The sequence below is a fragment of the Acuticoccus sp. genome (assembly GCF_965213555.1).
Lineage (GTDB): Bacteria > Pseudomonadota > Alphaproteobacteria > Rhizobiales > Amorphaceae > Acuticoccus.
The window spans coordinates 1535737-1552801 of record NZ_OZ243890.1 but is presented as its reverse complement, the minus strand read 5'-3'; the positions used below and the strand labels follow the sequence as shown (position 1 = coordinate 1552801).

The following is a 17065-nucleotide window of genomic DNA, read 5'->3' as shown; positions in this document are numbered from 1 at the left end:
ATCTTCTCTGGGTCTAAGTGAACCCAGAATGCCCTAGGCTCCGGACTCAATCAGCACCACCATCGGTTCACGAGTGCGAGGGCAACGGTGGAGCGGTATGTTGCGGACAAGGCGGTCGTAACGCGTCGCGATGCGCCGCCAGTCCTTGAGATGGCCGATGGTGCGTTCGATGCGGTCGCGATTTCAATAGAGCCGCTTGTCGAAGGGGTGCGGCCGCTTGCGGGTTGGGTTGTTTGGGATGACAGGCAACGTCCCTCTCTCGGCGAGGAATTGTTGCAAGCCGTTGGCATCGTACGCGGTGTCGGCGAGGTACATGCGACCGGGCGGAACCTGGGCGAGGAGAGGCAGCGCCGCCCGCCGTCGCCAAGCTGGCCGGGCGTGATCTGGAACGCGACAGGTCGCGACCCGGCCCGTCCGTCAGTAGGTGGATCTTGGGGCAGCGACCGCCGCGCGATCGGGGGATATCCTGGCGATCCGCCCGCCTTTTCCGCCGGCAGAGGAGCGATGTGCCTTGGCGGTCGTGCAGTCGTTCCGATGGGCGTCGTCGGGGGCTGACTTCGCGCAGCGCCTCGAACAGGCCCTGCCAGAAGCGGCGCTGCGACCAGCGGTGCCAGCGGTTGTAGATCGTTTTCGGCGGGCCGTAGACAGCCGGCACGTCGCGCCAACGGCAACCCGATTCCAGAACATGGATGATGCCCGAGATGACGCGGCGATCATCGAGCCGCCGCGCCCCGGGCTGGTTCTTCGGCAGGTGCGGCTCGATGGCCGTCCACTGCCTGTCGCTGAGCCAGAACTCGTCCGTCATGACCGCCCTCCGACGCTGCGGACAGCTTGAGGGGTTTTGGTAAGAAAAATGGTTAGGGCCGGAGCCTAGAGCGCGTGGCGGCCGGCGAGCCGGGTGAGGTCGGGCATCGTGCCATCGAACCACAGGCTTGCGGCGACCTTCGACATCGCGTCGCCGTCGTGACCGATCCTAGGCACGGGGACGAGCTGCCAGCCGAACGGCAGGCCGCGGCGCTCGGCCTCAGCCTTGCCTGCGTCGTAGTAGGCGTGGGCGCGGGCGAAGCGGTGCGGCCCTTGGGCGAGGGCCTCGGGGTTGTGCGGAAGGTTCGTGTCGTTCGTCGCGTTGTCCTCCGCGCCGGCGAGGATCGTCAGCGGGAACGCGAGGAGGCGGGCGAGGTCGTCCTCGCCGAGTCCGACGCCGCCGAGCCCGGCCGGAAAGTCCGCCTCCAACGTCGGCAGGGTGTACCAGCCCGCGTTGGCCGCGGTGATGCGGGCGAACGGCATCGTGCGCTGCGTCGTCAGGAAGCGGTGCACGAACTGGCCGCCGGCGGAGTGGCCGTAGAGCGAAGCCTCGCCGGGGCGGATCGATGCGCGCTCGGCGAGCGCGGTCAGGATGCGGGGCAGGACGGCGTAGGTCCAAGAGGCGGCTGGGCGCACGCGACACGCCTCGTCGCGCACGAGGCCGTTGTTGTAGGCGTCGTGCGTTGGCCAGGCCTCGTTGCTGAACGTCGGCGTCACGACGAGGAGGCCGTGGCGCTCCGCCGGCTCGATCCAGAAGTCCCGATAGTCCCAGCCGTTGCGACCCATGCCGTGCTGGACGACGACGAGCGGCCCGCCGGGCGCCCAGCCGTCGGGGCGGAACGTCCACAACGTGATCGCCCGGTCGGGGTTCTCGCGGTCCGTGAAGGTGATGGTGGCGGGCCCGGCGCGCTCCAGTGCGTCGAGCGTCTCCAGGGGAACGTCGGGGACGGGGTTTTGTGCGGTCATCGCTTGGGGTCAGCCCGTGGTGTTGAGGTGGCAGGCGGAGGTGTGGCCGGGCGCGACCGCGAGGAGGGCCGGCCGTTCCTCGCGGCAGATCGGCATGGCGTGCGGGCAGCGCGGGTGGAACGCGCAGCCCGGCGGCGGCGCGAGCGGCGAGGGGAGCTCGCCCTTGATGGCGGAAAAGCGCTGCCGCCGGCGGTCGAGCCGCGGGATCTCCTCGACCAGCGCCTGGGTGTAGGGGTGGTTGGCGCGGGCGAAGATCTCCGCGCTCGGCGCAAGCTCGACGATGCGGCCGAGGTACATGATGGCGACGACGTCGCTGATGTGGCGCACCACCGACAGGTCGTGGCTGATGAAGAGGTACGTCAGTCCGCGACGATCGCGCAGGTCCATGAAGAGGTTGATGACCTGCGCCTGGATCGACACGTCGAGCGCGGCCACCGGCTCGTCGCAAACGAGGAACATCGGCTCGACGGCGAGCGCCCGCGCGATGCCGATGCGCTGGCGCTGTCCGCCGGAGAACTCGTGCGGGTAGCGGTCCCGGTAGGAGCCGTCGAGCCCGACCTCCGCCAGGGCCCGGTCGACCCGCTCGCCGACCTCGCGGCCGGCCGCGAGCCCGTGCACGCGCACCGCCTCGCCGACGATGCGACGCACCCGGTGCCGGGGGTTCAGCGAGGCGAACGGGTCTTGGAAGATCATCTGGATCTTCAGCGTGGTCGCCACACGCTCGCGCGCCGTCATCTCCGCGATGTCCTGGCCCGCGTAGGTCACCACGCCGCTGCTGGGCCTCAGAAGGCCGGAAACGAGGCGTCCCAGCGTCGACTTCCCGCAACCCGACTCACCGACGAGCCCCACGACGCTGCCCTGGTCGATGGAAAGGTCGACGTCCGTCACGGCGTGGACCGTCCGCCGGTCGATGGGGCGACCGAACGCGGCGAGCAGACGCTCGGCGACGTCGGGCTGTCGCTCGAAGCGCTTCGTCACGCCTGCGAGCGTCAGCAGTCCGGACGACGCGCTCACGCCGGGATCGGGTTGTGGCACAGGAAGAGGTGCCCGTCCGGTGCCACCGTCGGCTCCGGCCAGGTCCGCGAGCAGACCGGCAGCCTTCGCGTGCAGCGCGGGTGGAAGGCGCAGCCGGACGGCCGAGCCGAAAGCGGTGGTGCCGAGCCCTCGATCTGCGCGAGCCGGCGCCCACGCACGTCCTCGCTCGGCACCGACTGGATGAGGCCCATCGTGTAGGGGTGTCGCGGCGCATCGAGCACACCGTCCACCGTGCCGCTCTCCACGATGCGGCCGGCGTACATCACCGCGATGCGCTGGGCGAGGCCGGCGATCACGCCGAGGTCGTGGGTGATCCAGATGAGCGCGGTCCCCGTCTCCTCGCACAGGGACTGCATCTCGGCGAGGATCTGGCCCTGGATCGTGACGTCGAGCGCCGTCGTCGGCTCGTCGGCGATGATGAGGTCCGGCCGGTTGATCATCGCGATGGCGATGGCGACGCGCTGACGCATCCCGCCGGAGAACTCGTGCGGGTAGCTCCGCAGCCGGTCCGAGGCAGAGGCGATGCCGACCCGCTCCAGCGCCGCCGCGCAGCGCCGCAGCGCCTCGCCGCGCGAGACGTCCTCGTGCTCGCGCACCGCCTCGATCATCTGCGTGTCGATGCGCAGGACCGGGTTCAGCGTCATCAGCGGGTCCTGGAAGATCATCGAGATGGCCGACCCACGCAGCCGGCGCAGCTCCGCCTCGCTCTTCGTCACGAGGTCCTCGCCGCGGAACCGCACCGCGCCGGCGACGATCTCACCCGGCCGGTCGACGAGCCCCATGATCGAGAAGCCGGTCACAGACTTGCCAGAGCCCGATTCGCCCACGAGACCGACGATCTCCCCCGGCGCCACGGTGAGCGACACGTCGTCGATTGCGGTGAGCGTGCCGTCCTCCGTGTGGAACACCGTGGTGAGGCCGGCGACCTCGAGCAGCGGTGTCGTCATACGGCGAGCCGCGGGTTGAGCAGCTCGCGCGCGCGGTCGCCGATGAGGTTGATCGAGGCGATCAGCGCGAGCAAAGCGAAGCCCGGGTAGAAGCTGATCCAGTACTGGCCGGACAGGAGGTAGTCGAACCCGTTGGCGATGAGGAGCCCGAGCGAGGGCTCGGTGATCGGCACGCCGAGGCCGAGGAAGGACAGCGTCGCCTCGATGGAGATGGCGCTCGCCACCTGGATCGTCGCCACCACGAGGACGGGACCGAGGCAGTTCGGCAACAGGTGCAGCGCCATGATGCGCCAGGGCGAGAAGCCGAAGTTGCGCGCCGCCTCGATGTATTCGCGGCGCTGCTCGGACAGCGCCGACGAGCGCAGGATGCGCGCGTACTGCGCCCATTGCACGGCGATGATCGCGATGATGACCTTGTCGACGCCCTGCCCCAGCACCGCGAGGAGGACGAGCGCGACGAGGATGGCCGGGAAGCCGAGCATGAAGTCCACGAGGCGCATCAGCACCGTCTCGACCCAGCCGCCCACGTAGGCCGCGATCAGCCCGACGACGACGCCGATGACCGTCGCGACGAACGTGGCGAGGAGCCCCACCGTCAGGCTGATGCGCAGGCCGTAGAGGATAGCGCTCAGCATGTCCCGCCCCTGGTCGTCCGTGCCGAGGATGTAGAGCCCACCGTCGCCTACGGTGCCGGGCTCGAGCCGACTGTCGAAGATCGAGATGGTAGCGAGGTCGTAGGGGTCCTGCGGCGCGATCCATGGCGCGAAGGTCGCCGCTCCAAGGAAGAGCGCGAACACGACGAAGCCGACCGTGGCCCGAGGTGAGGCGAAGTACTTGCGCCAGCGCGGCTTGCGCCGCGGCGGCGCAAGGGCGACGGCGGTCTCGCTCACGCGGTCTCTCCGGCGAGCTTCACCCGCGGGTCGAGCGCGGCGTAGGCGACGTCGACGACGAGGTTCACCGTGACGAACAAGAGGGTGATGAGGAGGAGGTAGGCGACCACCACCGGCCGGTCGAGGAGGTAGATGGAGTCGATGAGGAGCTTGCCCATGCCCGGCCACGCGAACACCGTCTCGGTGATCGTGGAGAAGGCGACGAGGCCGCCGAACTCCACACCGAGGATGGTGACGATGGGAATGAGGATGTTCTTCAGGATGTGCACGCGGACGATGCGCCGCGGTCGCACCCCCTTGGCGCGGGCGAAGCGCACGTAGTCCTGCAGCCGCGCCTCCGCCGTCCCCGAGGCCGCGAGGCGGATGACGAGCGCCATCTGGAACACCGCAAGGTTCAGCGCGGGCAGGAGGACGTGGCTCCACCCGTCCGCGGTGAACAGGCTAAGGCGTACGCCGAGCACCTCAACCGTCTCGCCGCGCCCGGCCGCCGGCAGCCAGCCGAGCCACACCGAGAAGAAGAGGATGAGGATCATCCCCTGCCAGAAGTTCGGCAGGCTGAAGCCGAGGATGGAGCCGGTGAGGATCGCCCCGCTCGTTGCGGACTTCGGGCGCAGCCCTGCCACGAGGCCGAGGGGGAGGCCGACGGCGATGGACAGGAGGAGCGCGACGACGACGAGCTCCAACGTGGCGGGGAAGCGATCCAAGATCAGCTCCAGCGCCGGCACCCCGTGCACGAACGAGGTGCCGAGGTCGCCCTGCAGCGCGTTGCCCAGAAAGACGAAGTACTGGACGAGGATCGGCTGATCGAGGCCGAGGCGAGCGATGAGGAGCGCCCGCTCCGCCGCGCTCGCCTCGGGGTTGATCAGGATCTCCACGGGGTCGCCGACGGCGTAGACGCCGAAGAAGACGACCAGCGACGTGAGAAGGAGCACGACGCTGCTCTGGATGAGCCGGCGGATGATGTAGAGCGTCATGGCGGGTCAGTGCAGGGCCGGGGTGGGCACGGCCCCGCTCGTCGGCGTCAGCCCTCGACCTCGACATCCATCACGATCGTCGCCTGGTCGGCGCGGCCGGGATAGGAGATCCCATCGCGGAATGCCCAGGTCGAGCTCTCGTAGTGCAGCGGGATCAGCGGCATCTCCTCGAGCGCGACCTTCATGGAGTCCATCAGCCCCTGCTCGCGCTCCGCCTCGTCCATGCTCTCGATGGCGGGCAGGAAGACGGTGTCGAACTTCTCGCTGGTGTAGCCGCCGTAGTTCGAGCCGCCGACGTCGCGCTCCGGGTCCTCGGTCACCACGAACGCGCGCAGGAAGGACGAGGCCTCGCCCGTGGAGGAGCCCCATCCGGCCATAGACATGGAGAACGCGCGCTCGCGCCGCTTGGGGAAGAACACCGAGCGCGACATGGCGTCGACGCTCGCGTCGATGCCGATCCTGGCGAGGAACTGCGCCACCGCCTGGGCGACGCGCTCGTCGTTGATGTAGCGGTCGTTGGGCGTCGCGAGCGTCACCTTGAAGCCGTCCGGGTAACCCGCCTCCGCGAGCAGGCGCTTGGCCTCCTCGGGATCGTACTCGAGCACCGGCGGCTCGGGCAGGGCTCCGAACATAGAGTCGGGCAGGTACTGGTAGGCCGGCGTCGCGACGCCGTCCATGATGCGCTCCACGATGGCGTCGCGGTCGATGGCCTTGGAGATCGCCCGGCGCACGCGCACGTCCTTGAACGGGTTCTCGCCCTCCGCCTCCAAGGTCGGGCTCTCGCCGACGTCCCTGTAGGTGTCCATCTGCAGGAAGATCACCCGGTTCGACGGCGTGACGACGTAGTCGAGGTTCGGGTTCTCCTCGATGCGCGGCAGGTCGCGCGGCGCCGGGTTCTCGATGAGGTCGTAGTCGCCCGCGAGCAGGCCCGCGAGGCGCGGCCCGTCGCTCGGCACGGCGGTGAAGACGACCGTCTCGAACGCCGGCGCCTCGCCCCAGTAAGTCTCGTTGGCCGACAGGGTGATCGAGTCACCCTTCGTGTAGTCCTCGAGGGCGTAGGGGCCGGTGCCGATGGCGACGCTGCCGTCGTTGAACTGCTCCACCGTCGGCCACGCGCCGGTGACGCCGCACCCGTTGGCCGGATCGAACGTCAGCTCGCCGTGCTCCACGATGGAGCTCGAGAGGATCGGGATGTCGGTGAGCTCGGCGAGGAGCAGCGGCTCGGGCACCTTCGTCGTCACGACGAGCGTCGTCTCGCCCTCGGCGACGAGGCTCTCGGTGTTGCTCGCGACGTCGGTGAAGGACCCCTGCCCGGTCTCGTTGTTGAGGACGCGGCACAGGGTGAAGATGACGTCCTTGGCGGTGAACGGCTCGCCGTTGGAGAAGGTGACGCCCTCGCGCAGGGTGAACACCCAGGTGTTGTCGTCCCTCCGCTCCCACTCGGTGGCGAGCTCGGGGACGATCTTGAGGTCCTTGTCGTGCGCGACCAGCGCCTCGAAGATGTGCTCGACCATGGCGTTGTTCGGTCCGAGGTCGTGGTAGTGCGGGTCCACCGCGGTCGGCTCCGAGCCGAGCCCGACGTTGAGCGTCTCGGCGGACGCGGTCGCGGGCAAGAGCACCGCTGCCGAGACGGCGAGGAGCAGACGGGAGCGTCGGATCATGGGCGGCCCTCTCTAGTTCCGGTGCGGGTTCGGCGGTCGTCATGCAAGCGGCACGCCGAGCGCGCCGCGCCGGCGTCCCGCCCTAAGCGAGCGCTCGCATCATCACGGCACAAAACTTCGCGCTGCTCAACGGGCCAATGCGCGTGCGATACGCTCCACTAGCATGGGGCCCCTCGTCGGGGCCGGGCTCGGACCGGAGGCGAGGGATGACGGCGAACAATCAAGGCTCCGAGGCCGGCGCGGAGCGGACGATCCCGGCGTGCCAGCCGCCGGACCCGAACCCCACGCCGGCACGCTTCACGCCGCCCGACGGCGCGGTGGACTGCCACGCCCACGTCTTCGGCCCCGCCGCCCGGTACGCCTACGTCGCCGATCGCTCCTACACGCCGCCCGACGCGCCGCTCGAGGCGTACCGGGCCATGCTGGCGACGCTGGGCCTGTCCCGCGGCGTCCTCGTCCAGCCGAGCGTCTACGGCACGGACAACACCGCCATGCTCGACGGGCTCGCCGCCGACCCCGGAGCGCTCCGCGGCGTCGCGGTGGTTGAAGGGGACGTCGCGGACGCCGAGCTCCGGCGCATGCACGATCTCGGCGTGCGTGGCGTGCGCATCAACCTGCTGTTCGCTGGCGGCACGGGGATGGCCGACCTTACGAGGCTGTGCGCCCGCATCGCGCCGCTCGGCTGGCACGTCCAGCTCCTCATCGACGTGTCGACGTTCGGCGACCTTGCCGCGACGCTCGCGGAGCTTCCTGTCCCCGTGGTGTTCGACCACATGGGCCACGTCCCCGTGGCGAAGGCTGAGGGCGATCCCGGCGTCGCGGCGATGCTGCGGCTCATCGCCGAAGGTCGCGCGTGGGCCAAGCTGTCGGGCGCCTACCGCATCACCGGACTCCCTCGCCTGCCCTACGACGACGTCGGCACCCATGCGCGGGCGATCGTCGCCGCGAACCCCGAGCGCGTGGTCTGGGCAAGCGACTGGCCGCACCCGAGCGTCGACATTTTGATGCCGAACGACGGCGCGCTCCTGTCGATGCTCGAGGATTGGACGCCGGACACGGCGACCCGCGACCGGATTTTGACGACCAACGCCTGGACGCTCTACGACTTCGAGCCGCCGGCCCCGTGAGCGGGCGCGACGTCCGGCCGGCGGCGATGTCCCAAAGCGCGGCCGAACGGTGCGACCGGCGGGGCCGCGAGAACACCACCGGGAGGATCCCTCATGCGTCACTACAAAGCCCTCATTCCCTTCGCCCTGGCGGCGAGCCTGCTCGCGACCTCGGCGCTCGCGCAGACGACCCTGCGCGTCGGCTGGACGACGTCGGACGGCGAGGGCGACCCCTACGCGATCGCCGCGCGGGAGTTCGCCGGCGCGCTCGAGGAGCTGTCTCCGGGCGCGTTCGAGGTCGAGTTCTTCCCCAACCGTCAGCTCGGCGACGAGAAGGAGATGCTGGAGGGCCTCGCCTTCGGGACGCTCGACGTCGCGGTCATCACCAACGCCGTCATCGCCAACGTCGAGCCGACCTTCCAGCTGAACGACATGCCGTTCCTCTACGCCAGCGAGGCGCAGGCGCACGAGGTGCTGGATGGTGAGGTGGGTGAGACCCTCCTCCGCGCCCTGGAGGACGACGGCATCGTCGGGCTTGCGTTCGCCGAGGGCGGCTTCCGTCACATGCTGAACAACGCCAAGCCCGTGACGGCGCCGGCCGACGTCGAGGGCGTCAAGTACAGGGTGATGCAGAACCCCGTCTTCATCGAGATGTTCCAGTCGCTCGGCGGCAACGCGGTGCCGATGGCTTGGGGTGAGGTCTACACCGCGGTCCAACAGGGGACGATCGACGGGCTCGAGATCCCGGTCGCGGTGATCAAGAGCAACAACTACGCGGACGTGGTCGAGTACTTGTCCCTGACGCGGCACACCTACTCCGCGCTCGGCCTCCTGATGTCCCAGCGCACCTACCAGGGCTTGAGCGAGGAGGAGCAGGCGACGGTGCGCGAGGCGGCCCGCATCGCCGCCGACCGGCAGCGCGCGAAGGTGGGCGAGGATGCTGCCTCCATCGTCGAGGCTTTGCGCGCGGAGGGCATGACCGTCAACGAGGTCGCCGATCCGGCAGCGTTCCGCGAGCTTGTGCGGCCGGTGTACGACCGGTTCCGCGACGAGGTCGGCGCCGAGTTGTTCGACAAGGCGCTCGCCGCGGTCGAATGACCGACAGGGCCCGGTGCGCCTCGGCACGGACTAGGCGATGGTCACGCTGATCGAGCGCGCCTCCGCGCTGGCGGCCCGTGCAAGCGCGGTCCTCATCGTGGCGATGACGGCGGCCTGCATGGGCAGCCTCGTGCTGCAGGTCGTCATGCGCTACTTCGTCGGCCAGGCGACGTCGTGGACGGAGGAGCTCGCGCTCTTCCTGTTCACCTGGATCGTGCTCCTTGCGGGGAGCCTCGGCGTGCGCGAGGGCTTCCACGTGCGCCTCACGCTCCTCGTCGGCGCGCTGCCGGCGGGCCTTCGACGCCCGTTGGAGCGCCTGACGAGCCTCCTCGTCCTCGCGTTCGGCCTCCTCCTCGTCGTGTCCGGCGTCGACTATGTGGATCGCACGCTCGGGCAGGTTTCCGCGGCGGTGCGCTTCCCCATCGAGCTGCTGCACGCCGCGGCGCCGGTGGCAGGAGCGCTCGTGGCGCTGCACGCCCTCGCCCGCCTCCTGGGTCCGGCGACGGCGGAGGCGCCGGCGCTCGGACCGCCACCGGAGGAGGCGCGTTGAGCGCGACCGCCATCGCCCTCGTGGCTGCGTTCGGCGGGCTTCTTCTCTTCGGCGTCCCCATCGCGTTCTGCCTCGGCCTCGCCGCCGCCATCGGACTTTGGGTCGCCGACGTGCCGCAGGTGGTGCTCGCGCAGCGGGTGATCTCCGGCACGCAGATCTTCACCCTCCTCGCCATCCCGGGCTTCGTCCTCACCGGCGACCTCATGATGCGGGGCGGCCTGTCGCGCCGGCTGATCCGCGTCGGCCAAGCGCTGGTCGGGCACATCACCGGCGGGCTCGGCATGGTGACGGTCGTGTCCGCCACCTTCTTCGCCGCGATCTCCGGCTCGGCGCCGGCGACGACGGCCGCGGTGGGGCAGATCATGATCCCCGAGATGGAGCGGCACGGCTACGGCCGCGGCTTCGCCACCGCGCTCGCGACGGCGTCCGGCCCCATCGGGCAGATGATCCCGCCGTCGATCCCGATGGTCATCTGGGGCGTCGTCTCGGAGCAGTCGATCAGCGAGCTGTTCCTCGCTGGCGTCGTGCCGGGGCTCCTCATCGCGGCCGCCTTCATGGTCGCCTGCGCCGTCGCGGCGCGGCGCATGGACGTTCCCCGCGCGTCCGCCCGCGCGACGCGCCGCGAGCTCGGCGCCGCGCTGTGGGACGGCAAGTGGGCGCTCGCCGCCCCCGTCCTCATCCTCGGCGGCATCTACGGCGGCGTGTTCACGCCGACGGAGGCGGCCGCCGTGGGCGTGTTCTACGGGCTCGCCGTCGGCCTCCTGGTCCACCGGGAGATCGGGGTCGCCGACCTCTACGGCATCGTGCTCGGCGCGATGCGCACGACGGCGATCATCTGCCTCATCATCGCCACCGCCGCGGCCTTCGGCTGGCTGGTGGCGTCCGAGCGCGTGCCCGCGGCGCTCGCCGCCGCGGTCCTCTCGGTGAGCGACAGCCCGGTCGTGATCCTGCTCCTGCTCAACGTGACGCTGCTCTTCATCGGCGCGATCATGGACAACATCGCAGCGATGATCATCCTCGGCAGCGTGCTGACGGGGTTGGGTGCGCAGCTCGGCCTCGACCCCATCCACCTCGGGGCGATCGTCGTCATCAACTTCGCCATCGGCATGGCGACGCCGCCGTTCGGCTACTCCCTGTTCGTCGGCTCGGCGATCTCCGGCCTGTCCATCGAGCGCATCTCGCTGTCGATCTGGCCGCTCCTCCTCGTGCAGCTCGCCGTGCTCATTGCCATCACCTTCGTCCCGGCGCTGACGCTCGCCCTGCCGTCGCTGCTGCGCTGATCGTTCAGCCGATGACGAGCTCGGTGTGGACCTTGCGGCAGTCCATCTCGAAGGCGAGACCCTCGATGGGCGGGCGGCAGTAGTGCCAGGTGAGCCCGTGGCCGGCGAGCTCGCCGGGGATGAGCTCGGTCTCCATCAGCCCGTGCACCGGCTCCACGGTGTAGACCTGCGCGGCCGTCACGTCCGCCGGCGCGACCCCCAGCGTCGCGAGCCGGCGCCGCATCTCGCCGACGACGTGCCGCGCCTTCGCCCGCATGCCGTCCGGCGACACGTCGCCGGGCGCGACGATGTGGTCGCGGTACGTGGCGTGCCCCTCCGGGACCTCCCCGCTGCCGGCGACCACGCACGTCGTCGGCGCGGCGTCCGCGGCCGGACGGGTGTAGGCGAAGGCGTGGAAGGACGGCTCGGATGGCGGTGCAAGCTTGGGACACACGTTCGAGCGCGCCACCGGGTTGACCCCGTCCCTCACGATGCCCCAGTCGGCTAGGACGCCGATGTAGAGCTCGTTGAAGGCGCGGAAGCCGTCCTCGGTGAACTGCCCTGGTGAGCGCAGCTCGCAGGCGGCGAACGCGGTGCAGCGGCGATCCGCCGCCTCGAGGTGGTCCGCGATCCGGGCGAAGCCCTCTTCCAGGGCAACCGGCCGCGCGAAGCGGGCGTGGACGAGCTCGAAGCCGGGTTGCGCCACCACGCCCGCCGAGTACTGCGCGACCCCCGGCGCGTAGCGATAGTCCCCTGGTCCAAACTCCCGTGTGTCGCTCATCGCCGCCGTCCCCTGCCGAAGCGGTCCTGCACCGTGCCGAGGATCCCCTTCGGCATGTAGATGATGAAGACGATGAGCAGCAGCCCGTAGATCGCCGTGTCGAGGGCGAGCGCGCTCGAGCCGAGCGCGGAGCGCAGCGTCTCGCTGGACGCGATGCCGACGCGCAGCGTCTCCGCCAGCATTTGCGTCAGCAGCGCGCCGAGGGTCGGGCCGAGCATGACGCCGACGCCGCCGACGATGCACGCGAACACGATGTTGAGCGAGATCGCGAGCCCGGCGATGGTGTCCGGACCGATGTACATCTGGTACTGGCCGAACATCGCGCCGCCGAACGCGCACATCCCCGCCGAGATCGCCGTCACCTTCAGCTTCTCGCGGGTGACGTCGATGCCGACGGAGGCGGCGGCGTCCTCGTCCACGTTGGCCGCCTCCAGCGCGTAGCGGTCCATGGAGCGGTCGACGCGGTGCCAGACGTAGAGCCCGACGATCCAGGTCGCGAGCGCCACGAAGTAGGCGAGCACCCTGTCCGGCTCGAACTGCACGGCGACGAGCGAGATGCCGTCGCCCGCGCGGTCGGGCTGGGTGCCGAGCGACCCCCCGGTGACGTCGCGCAGCCCGACGATGGCGAGGCGCACGAACTCGGTGAGGGCCAGCGTGAGGAGCGCGAAGTAGTGCCCGCGGATGCGCTGGCGAAAGCTCGGGTAGCCGACGATCTGGCTGACGAGGACGGCCGCCGCGACCGCGACCGGGATGCCGATGAGCGGTGTCAGCCCGGCATCGTTCCACAGAAGGACCGTCACGTAGGCGCCGATGCCGGTGAACGCACCGTGACCCAGGGAGACGAGGCCGAACCGGCCCATCAGCGACCAGCCGGTGTAGATGAACGCCCAGAACAGGATCTGCACCGCAAGGTGCAGGTAGTATCGCGAGCTGACCGGGTAGATCGCGTCCAAGATGAACGGCAGCGCCACGAGCGCCGCAAGGCCCACGACGTAGAACGGGTTGATGCGCAGGCGCGTCGCCGGCGCCGCGGCGGTCCCCGAGGCGGGCGTCATGCCTTGGTCCCGAACAGGCCCTGCGGGCGGATGAACATGACGAGGATGAAGAACAGGAAGGCGATGGCGTAGCCCCACTCGGTGGCAAAGCACGAGCCGCCGATGGTGATGAACTGCGCGATGATGAACGCCGCGACGAACCCGCCGACCATGTTGCCAAGCCCGCCCAGCACGCAGATCATGAAGGTGAGCGGACCGAACTGCAGGCCGATCTGCGGGTAGATGTCGTACTGCAGAACCATCAGCGAGGCGGCGAGGCCGGCGAGCCCACCGCCGATCGCCGACGTCACGAGGTAGACCCGCCGGCTGTCGACGCCCATCAGCGGCATGATCTGGCGGTCCTGGCTGATGGCGCGGATCGCGGTGCCGATGTAGGTGCGACGCAGGAACTGCCACAGCGCCACCATGGCGGCGAGCGCCACGCCGAACGTGATGATCCGGCTCCACGAGAAGTACATGTCGGCGACGGAGACCGAGCCGAGCCGGATGCCGAGGTTCTTGAACTCGATGCCGAACGCCATCGTCGCCGCGGCCTGAAGGAAGAAGAGCACCCCGCCGGTCACGAGGAGCTGGTTGATCGGCGCGCTGTCCAGCACCGGGCGGATGACGACCGTGTGCAGGATGAGCCCCGCCACCGCGACGAGTGCGATGCCGACCACGATCGCGGCGGGCAACGGCAGGCCGAAGGTCTGGTTGGCGTAGAAGATCCCGTACATGCCGACCATGACGAGCTCGGCGTAGCAGATCCACACCACGTCGATGACGCCGAAGATGAGGTTGAGCCCCAGCGCGAGGAGCGCGAGCAGTCCGGCGAGCAGGAAGCCGTTCAGCACCGCTTCCAGGAAGAAGATGTCGAGCGAGCAGTCCATCTACGGGTCTCCGCACGGTGGATCGGCCGCGCTGCTGCGGCTCCCGGCCCGTCCCGCGGCAGGGGTGGGGGCTCGCCTCATAGGCCCATGTACGAGCGCTGGACCTCGTCCGAGGCGAGGAGCTCGGCCGACGTGCCCTGCGCCTCGATGCGGCCGACCTCAAGGAGGTACGCGCGGTCGGCGACCGCGAGCACCTGGCGCACGTTCTGCTCGACGATGAGCACGGTGTAGCCCTCCGCCCGGATGCGGCGCACGAGGTCGAACACCTGGCGCACGATCACCGGGGCGAGGCCCATGGACGGCTCGTCGAGGAGGACGAGCTTGGGGCCGCTCATCAGCGCGCGGGCGATGGCGCACATCTGCTGCTCGCCGCCGGACATCGTGCCGGCGAGCTGCTGCCGACGCTCCCGAAGCCGCGGGAACAGCTCGTAGACGTAGTCGAGCCGCTCGCGGAACCTGTCGCGCGCGGCCTTGGTGAAGGCGCCCATGCGCAGGTTGTCCTCCACCGTCAGGCGCGGGAACAGCCGCCGGCTCTCCGGCACATGCGCGATGCCGGTCTCGATGATCCTGTGCGGCGGCGTCGCTTTGAGGTCGACGCCCTCCATGACGATGGTGCCCGCACGCGCCGGCAGCATCCCCGAGATGACGCGCAGGAGCGTCGTCTTGCCGGCGCCGTTGGCACCGATGACGGCGACGGCCTCGCCCGCCTCGACGCGCATGGAGAGGTCGAACAACGCCTGGAACTGCCCGTAGCCGGCGCCGACGCCCTCGAGCTCGAGCATGGCCGCGCTCACGCGACCTCCGCGTCCGCGTCGGTGCCGAGGTAGACCTCGACCACCTTGCGGTCGGCCTGGGCGGCCTCCGGCGCGCCGTCGAAGATCACCTCGCCATGGTCGAGCACGACGACGCGATCGACCACGCGCATGAGGACGCCCATGATGTGCTCGACCCACACGATGGTGATGCCGCGCTCGCGGCGGACGCGGTCCAGCATGTCGGCCGCCTGGTCCATCTCGCCGTGGTCGAGCCCGTTGAGGCTCTCGTCGGCCAACAGGAGGCGCGGTTGGGTGGCGAGTGCCCGGGCGAGCTCGAGCTTCTTCAACGCGGAGGCGTTGAGCCCGTCGGTGCGCGCGGCCGGGTCCGTCGGCAGCCCGACGATGGACAGCGCCTCTTGCGCCTGCTCCCAAGCAGTGGCGCGCGTCACGTCCTTGCCCTGCCCGAAGTAGGACGACAGCGCGACGTTCTCGACGAGCGACAGGTTATGAAACGGCCGCGGGATCTGGTACGTGCGTCCGATGCCCGCGCGGCAGACCGCGTGCGCCGGCAGGCCGCCGATCGTGCGGCCCTCGAACACCACCGTGCCGGCGGTCGGGTTGAGCATGCCGGCGATGCAGTTGAACGTCGTGCTCTTGCCCGAGCCGTTCGGACCGATGAGGCCGAGGATCTCGCCCTCCTCCACCTCGAACGCCACGTCCTTGATGGCGGTGAAGCCACCGAACGTCTTGGTGAGCCCGGAGACCGTGAGCTTGGCCATGCCTGGCGCGTCCCGCCGGCGCACGAACGGCGCCGGGCCCGCGGGCCGACGGAGGGTCCGTCGGCTCGCCGGCGTCGGGATGCTAGTTCGCGTAGGCGTGATCGGAGGGGAGCGGCAGCACCGGCTCGACGGTCTGGATCGCTTCTGGCCAGACGATCTTGGTCTCGCCGTCGATGTACTGCATGACGACGGGGCTCGAGCGCGCGTTCTGCCCGGCCATGGGGTCGCCCGGCGGGTTGAACTTCACCCCGTAGCCCTGGATCGTGCCGCCCTCGGGGATGTCGGTCTCCAACGCCGCCTGACGCAGCGCCTCGGGGTCGACGCCGCCGTGGTCCTTGATGGCGCGCGGCAGGACGTCGGTGAATAGGATCCAGGACTGGTTGAAGCCCATGGAGGCGTGCGGCGGCACCTCCTGCACGTCGGTCTGATCCTTGTACCGCCGGACCATCTCGGCGGTGACCTCGCCCAGGCCCTCCGACAGCGTCGCCGGATCGAGGAGCTGCGCGGCGGCGGGGTCGACGTTGTAGATGTAGTTGGCGTCCTCGCCGAAGGTCTCCATCAGCTTGTCGATCTGGCCGTAGCCGGCGCCGTGGCCGATCAGCGCCTTCCAGGTCAGACCCTGCTCCTCGGCCTGGCGCAGGAACAGCGTGATGTCCGGGTTGTAGCCGGTGTGGAGGATGACGTCCGGCCGCGCGCGCCGCAGCTTGGTGACGAGCGGAGACAGGTCGGTGGAGGTGGCCGCGTAGCCCTCCTCGTGCACGATCTGCATGCCGAGCTCCTCGCACGTCACCCGGTTCCCCTCGGCGACGCCGGACCCGTACGGGCCGTCCTCGTGGATGATGGCGACGCGCACGTCCTCCACGGCGGTGCCGAGCTTCTCCTCGGCGTTCTCGGCGATGAAGAGGCACGAGGCTTCGCCGAACTGGTCGGAGTGGACCTGGGCACGGAACACGTACTTAAGGTCCTTGTCCTTGAACACGGACGAGGACACGCAGACGTTCGCCCACATGAACCGCTGCGCGGCGTCCACCTTGGCCGCCATCGGCACGCAGTGCGCCGAGGAGAAGACGCCCATGATGAGGTCGACCTTCTCGTCGTTGAGCAGCCGCTCGGCCTCGTTGATGGCGACGTCGGCCTTCGACTGCGCGTCGGCGTTGACCGGAACGATGGTGTAGCCCTCGACGCCGCCACGCTCGTTGATCATGTCGATGGCGATCTGCGTGCCGATGGCCGACGCCTGCGAGCCACCCGCCGCGAACGGACCGGTGAGGTCGTAGATGACGCCGACCTTGAGCTCCTCGGCGAGGGCCGGAGCCGCGACGACGACGAGGCCGGCGACGAGGACCCCCTTCAGCTTGGCGAGCATGCTTCCTCCAAAACGTCCCGCCGGATCGTGCGCCCGGCTTCCTCGACGTAAGGGGTCCATCTTGAAGAGACGTCCCGGGAAGATCAACCGTGCACCCACAACGCCGCGGTGACGGTGACTTCGCCGACAGGCCAACTTGCGTTCGCGCTCCTAGCGCTGTGATGACCGGG

General features: G+C 69.8%; 17 protein-coding genes. 4 read left to right on the top strand and 13 right to left on the bottom strand.

What is annotated here, in order from left to right; all coding sequences use genetic code 11:
* Positions 1-67: 67 nt before the first annotated feature.
* The 7 genes from ACOOE8_RS07505 to ACOOE8_RS07475 all read right to left on the bottom strand — a co-directional run bounded on the left by ACOOE8_RS07505 (position 68) and on the right by ACOOE8_RS07475 (position 7277).
* Positions 68-805, bottom strand: a complete 738-nt coding sequence (locus ACOOE8_RS07505) for an IS5 family transposase (protein ID WP_420394205.1) — start codon at positions 803-805, stop codon at positions 68-70.
* A 65-nt stretch (positions 806-870) separates the two neighbouring features.
* The gene (locus tag ACOOE8_RS07500; protein ID WP_420394204.1) at positions 871-1770 is read right to left on the bottom strand and encodes an alpha/beta hydrolase; all 900 of its coding nucleotides are present in this window, start codon (positions 1768-1770) and stop codon (positions 871-873) included.
* A 9-nt stretch (positions 1771-1779) separates the two neighbouring features.
* Positions 1780-2784 carry an ABC transporter ATP-binding protein gene (locus tag ACOOE8_RS07495; RefSeq protein ID WP_420394203.1) on the bottom strand — a complete coding sequence of 335 codons (1005 nt, stop codon included), beginning with the start codon at positions 2782-2784 and terminating at the stop codon, positions 1780-1782.
* The gene (locus tag ACOOE8_RS07490; RefSeq protein WP_420394202.1) at positions 2781-3752 is read right to left on the bottom strand and encodes an ABC transporter ATP-binding protein; all 972 of its coding nucleotides are present in this window, start codon (positions 3750-3752) and stop codon (positions 2781-2783) included. The genes ACOOE8_RS07495 and ACOOE8_RS07490 overlap by 4 nt, the downstream gene beginning before the upstream one ends.
* Positions 3749-4642 (bottom strand): ABC transporter permease, encoded by an 894-nt coding sequence (locus tag ACOOE8_RS07485; RefSeq protein ID WP_420394201.1) that lies wholly within the window; start codon positions 4640-4642, stop codon positions 3749-3751. The genes ACOOE8_RS07490 and ACOOE8_RS07485 overlap by 4 nt, the downstream gene beginning before the upstream one ends.
* Positions 4639-5616 carry an ABC transporter permease gene (locus ACOOE8_RS07480; RefSeq protein ID WP_420394200.1) on the bottom strand — a complete coding sequence of 326 codons (978 nt, stop codon included), beginning with the start codon at positions 5614-5616 and terminating at the stop codon, positions 4639-4641. Before ACOOE8_RS07480 ends, ACOOE8_RS07485 begins: the two co-directional genes overlap by 4 nt.
* Before the next feature lie 47 nt (positions 5617-5663).
* The gene (locus ACOOE8_RS07475) at positions 5664-7277 is read right to left on the bottom strand and encodes an ABC transporter substrate-binding protein (RefSeq protein ID WP_420394199.1); all 1614 of its coding nucleotides are present in this window, start codon (positions 7275-7277) and stop codon (positions 5664-5666) included.
* A 206-nt stretch (positions 7278-7483) separates the two neighbouring features.
* Here ACOOE8_RS07475 and ACOOE8_RS07470 point away from each other — a divergent pair, with 206 nt between their 5' ends.
* The 4 genes from ACOOE8_RS07470 (at position 7484) to ACOOE8_RS07455 (ending at position 11311) form a co-directional block, all read left to right on the top strand.
* Positions 7484-8404: an amidohydrolase family protein gene (locus tag ACOOE8_RS07470; RefSeq protein ID WP_420394198.1), complete on the top strand. Its 921-nt coding sequence runs from the start codon at positions 7484-7486 to the stop codon at positions 8402-8404.
* A 93-nt stretch (positions 8405-8497) separates the two neighbouring features.
* The gene (locus tag ACOOE8_RS07465; RefSeq protein WP_420394197.1) at positions 8498-9481 is read left to right on the top strand and encodes a TRAP transporter substrate-binding protein; all 984 of its coding nucleotides are present in this window, start codon (positions 8498-8500) and stop codon (positions 9479-9481) included.
* Between the two features lie 37 nt (positions 9482-9518).
* The gene (locus ACOOE8_RS07460; RefSeq protein WP_420394196.1) at positions 9519-10031 is read left to right on the top strand and encodes a TRAP transporter small permease; all 513 of its coding nucleotides are present in this window, start codon (positions 9519-9521) and stop codon (positions 10029-10031) included.
* Positions 10028-11311, top strand: coding sequence for a TRAP transporter large permease (locus tag ACOOE8_RS07455; RefSeq protein ID WP_420394195.1), 1284 nt, complete (start codon positions 10028-10030; stop codon positions 11309-11311). Before ACOOE8_RS07460 ends, ACOOE8_RS07455 begins: the two co-directional genes overlap by 4 nt.
* 4 nt (positions 11312-11315) lie before the next feature.
* Here ACOOE8_RS07455 and ACOOE8_RS07450 read toward each other — a convergent pair whose 3' ends face one another.
* From ACOOE8_RS07450 to ACOOE8_RS07425, 6 genes are all read right to left on the bottom strand, one after another.
* A complete protein-coding gene (locus ACOOE8_RS07450) occupies positions 11316-12071 on the bottom strand; it encodes a hypothetical protein (protein ID WP_420394194.1) in 756 nt (251 codons plus the stop codon).
* Positions 12068-13126 carry a branched-chain amino acid ABC transporter permease gene (locus ACOOE8_RS07445; protein ID WP_420394193.1) on the bottom strand — a complete coding sequence of 353 codons (1059 nt, stop codon included), beginning with the start codon at positions 13124-13126 and terminating at the stop codon, positions 12068-12070. The genes ACOOE8_RS07450 and ACOOE8_RS07445 overlap by 4 nt, the downstream gene beginning before the upstream one ends.
* A complete protein-coding gene (locus ACOOE8_RS07440; protein ID WP_420394192.1) occupies positions 13123-13995 on the bottom strand; it encodes a branched-chain amino acid ABC transporter permease in 873 nt (290 codons plus the stop codon). The genes ACOOE8_RS07445 and ACOOE8_RS07440 overlap by 4 nt, the downstream gene beginning before the upstream one ends.
* Positions 13996-14072: 77 nt before the next feature.
* Positions 14073-14777: an ABC transporter ATP-binding protein gene (locus tag ACOOE8_RS07435; protein ID WP_420394656.1), complete on the bottom strand. Its 705-nt coding sequence runs from the start codon at positions 14775-14777 to the stop codon at positions 14073-14075.
* A gap of 8 nt (positions 14778-14785) precedes the next feature.
* A complete protein-coding gene (locus ACOOE8_RS07430; RefSeq protein ID WP_420394191.1) occupies positions 14786-15529 on the bottom strand; it encodes an ABC transporter ATP-binding protein in 744 nt (247 codons plus the stop codon).
* Positions 15530-15611: 82 nt separating this feature from the next.
* Positions 15612-16895 carry an ABC transporter substrate-binding protein gene (locus tag ACOOE8_RS07425; protein ID WP_420394190.1) on the bottom strand — a complete coding sequence of 428 codons (1284 nt, stop codon included), beginning with the start codon at positions 16893-16895 and terminating at the stop codon, positions 15612-15614.
* Positions 16896-17065 lie beyond the last annotated feature (170 nt).

Coding starts and splice junctions, on each gene's coding strand:
- ACOOE8_RS07450 (WP_420394194.1), bottom strand. CDS start 12,071: ATGAGCGACACACGGGAGTTTGGACCAGGGGACTATCGCTACGCGCCG.
- ACOOE8_RS07445 (WP_420394193.1), bottom strand. CDS start 13,126: ATGACGCCCGCCTCGGGGACCGCCGCGGCGCCGGCGACGCGCCTGCGC.
- ACOOE8_RS07480 (WP_420394200.1), bottom strand. CDS start 5,616: ATGACGCTCTACATCATCCGCCGGCTCATCCAGAGCAGCGTCGTGCTC.
- ACOOE8_RS07475 (WP_420394199.1), bottom strand. CDS start 7,277: ATGATCCGACGCTCCCGTCTGCTCCTCGCCGTCTCGGCAGCGGTGCTC.
- ACOOE8_RS07435 (WP_420394656.1), bottom strand. CDS start 14,777: ATGCTCGAGCTCGAGGGCGTCGGCGCCGGCTACGGGCAGTTCCAGGCG.
- ACOOE8_RS07465 (WP_420394197.1), top strand. CDS start 8,498: ATGCGTCACTACAAAGCCCTCATTCCCTTCGCCCTGGCGGCGAGCCTG.
- ACOOE8_RS07460 (WP_420394196.1), top strand. CDS start 9,519: ATGGTCACGCTGATCGAGCGCGCCTCCGCGCTGGCGGCCCGTGCAAGC.
- ACOOE8_RS07500 (WP_420394204.1), bottom strand. CDS start 1,770: ATGACCGCACAAAACCCCGTCCCCGACGTTCCCCTGGAGACGCTCGAC.
- ACOOE8_RS07425 (WP_420394190.1), bottom strand. CDS start 16,895: ATGCTCGCCAAGCTGAAGGGGGTCCTCGTCGCCGGCCTCGTCGTCGTC.
- ACOOE8_RS07505 (WP_420394205.1), bottom strand. CDS start 805: ATGACGGACGAGTTCTGGCTCAGCGACAGGCAGTGGACGGCCATCGAG.
- ACOOE8_RS07490 (WP_420394202.1), bottom strand. CDS start 3,752: ATGACGACACCGCTGCTCGAGGTCGCCGGCCTCACCACGGTGTTCCAC.
- ACOOE8_RS07470 (WP_420394198.1), top strand. CDS start 7,484: ATGACGGCGAACAATCAAGGCTCCGAGGCCGGCGCGGAGCGGACGATC.
- ACOOE8_RS07440 (WP_420394192.1), bottom strand. CDS start 13,995: ATGGACTGCTCGCTCGACATCTTCTTCCTGGAAGCGGTGCTGAACGGC.
- ACOOE8_RS07430 (WP_420394191.1), bottom strand. CDS start 15,529: ATGGCCAAGCTCACGGTCTCCGGGCTCACCAAGACGTTCGGTGGCTTC.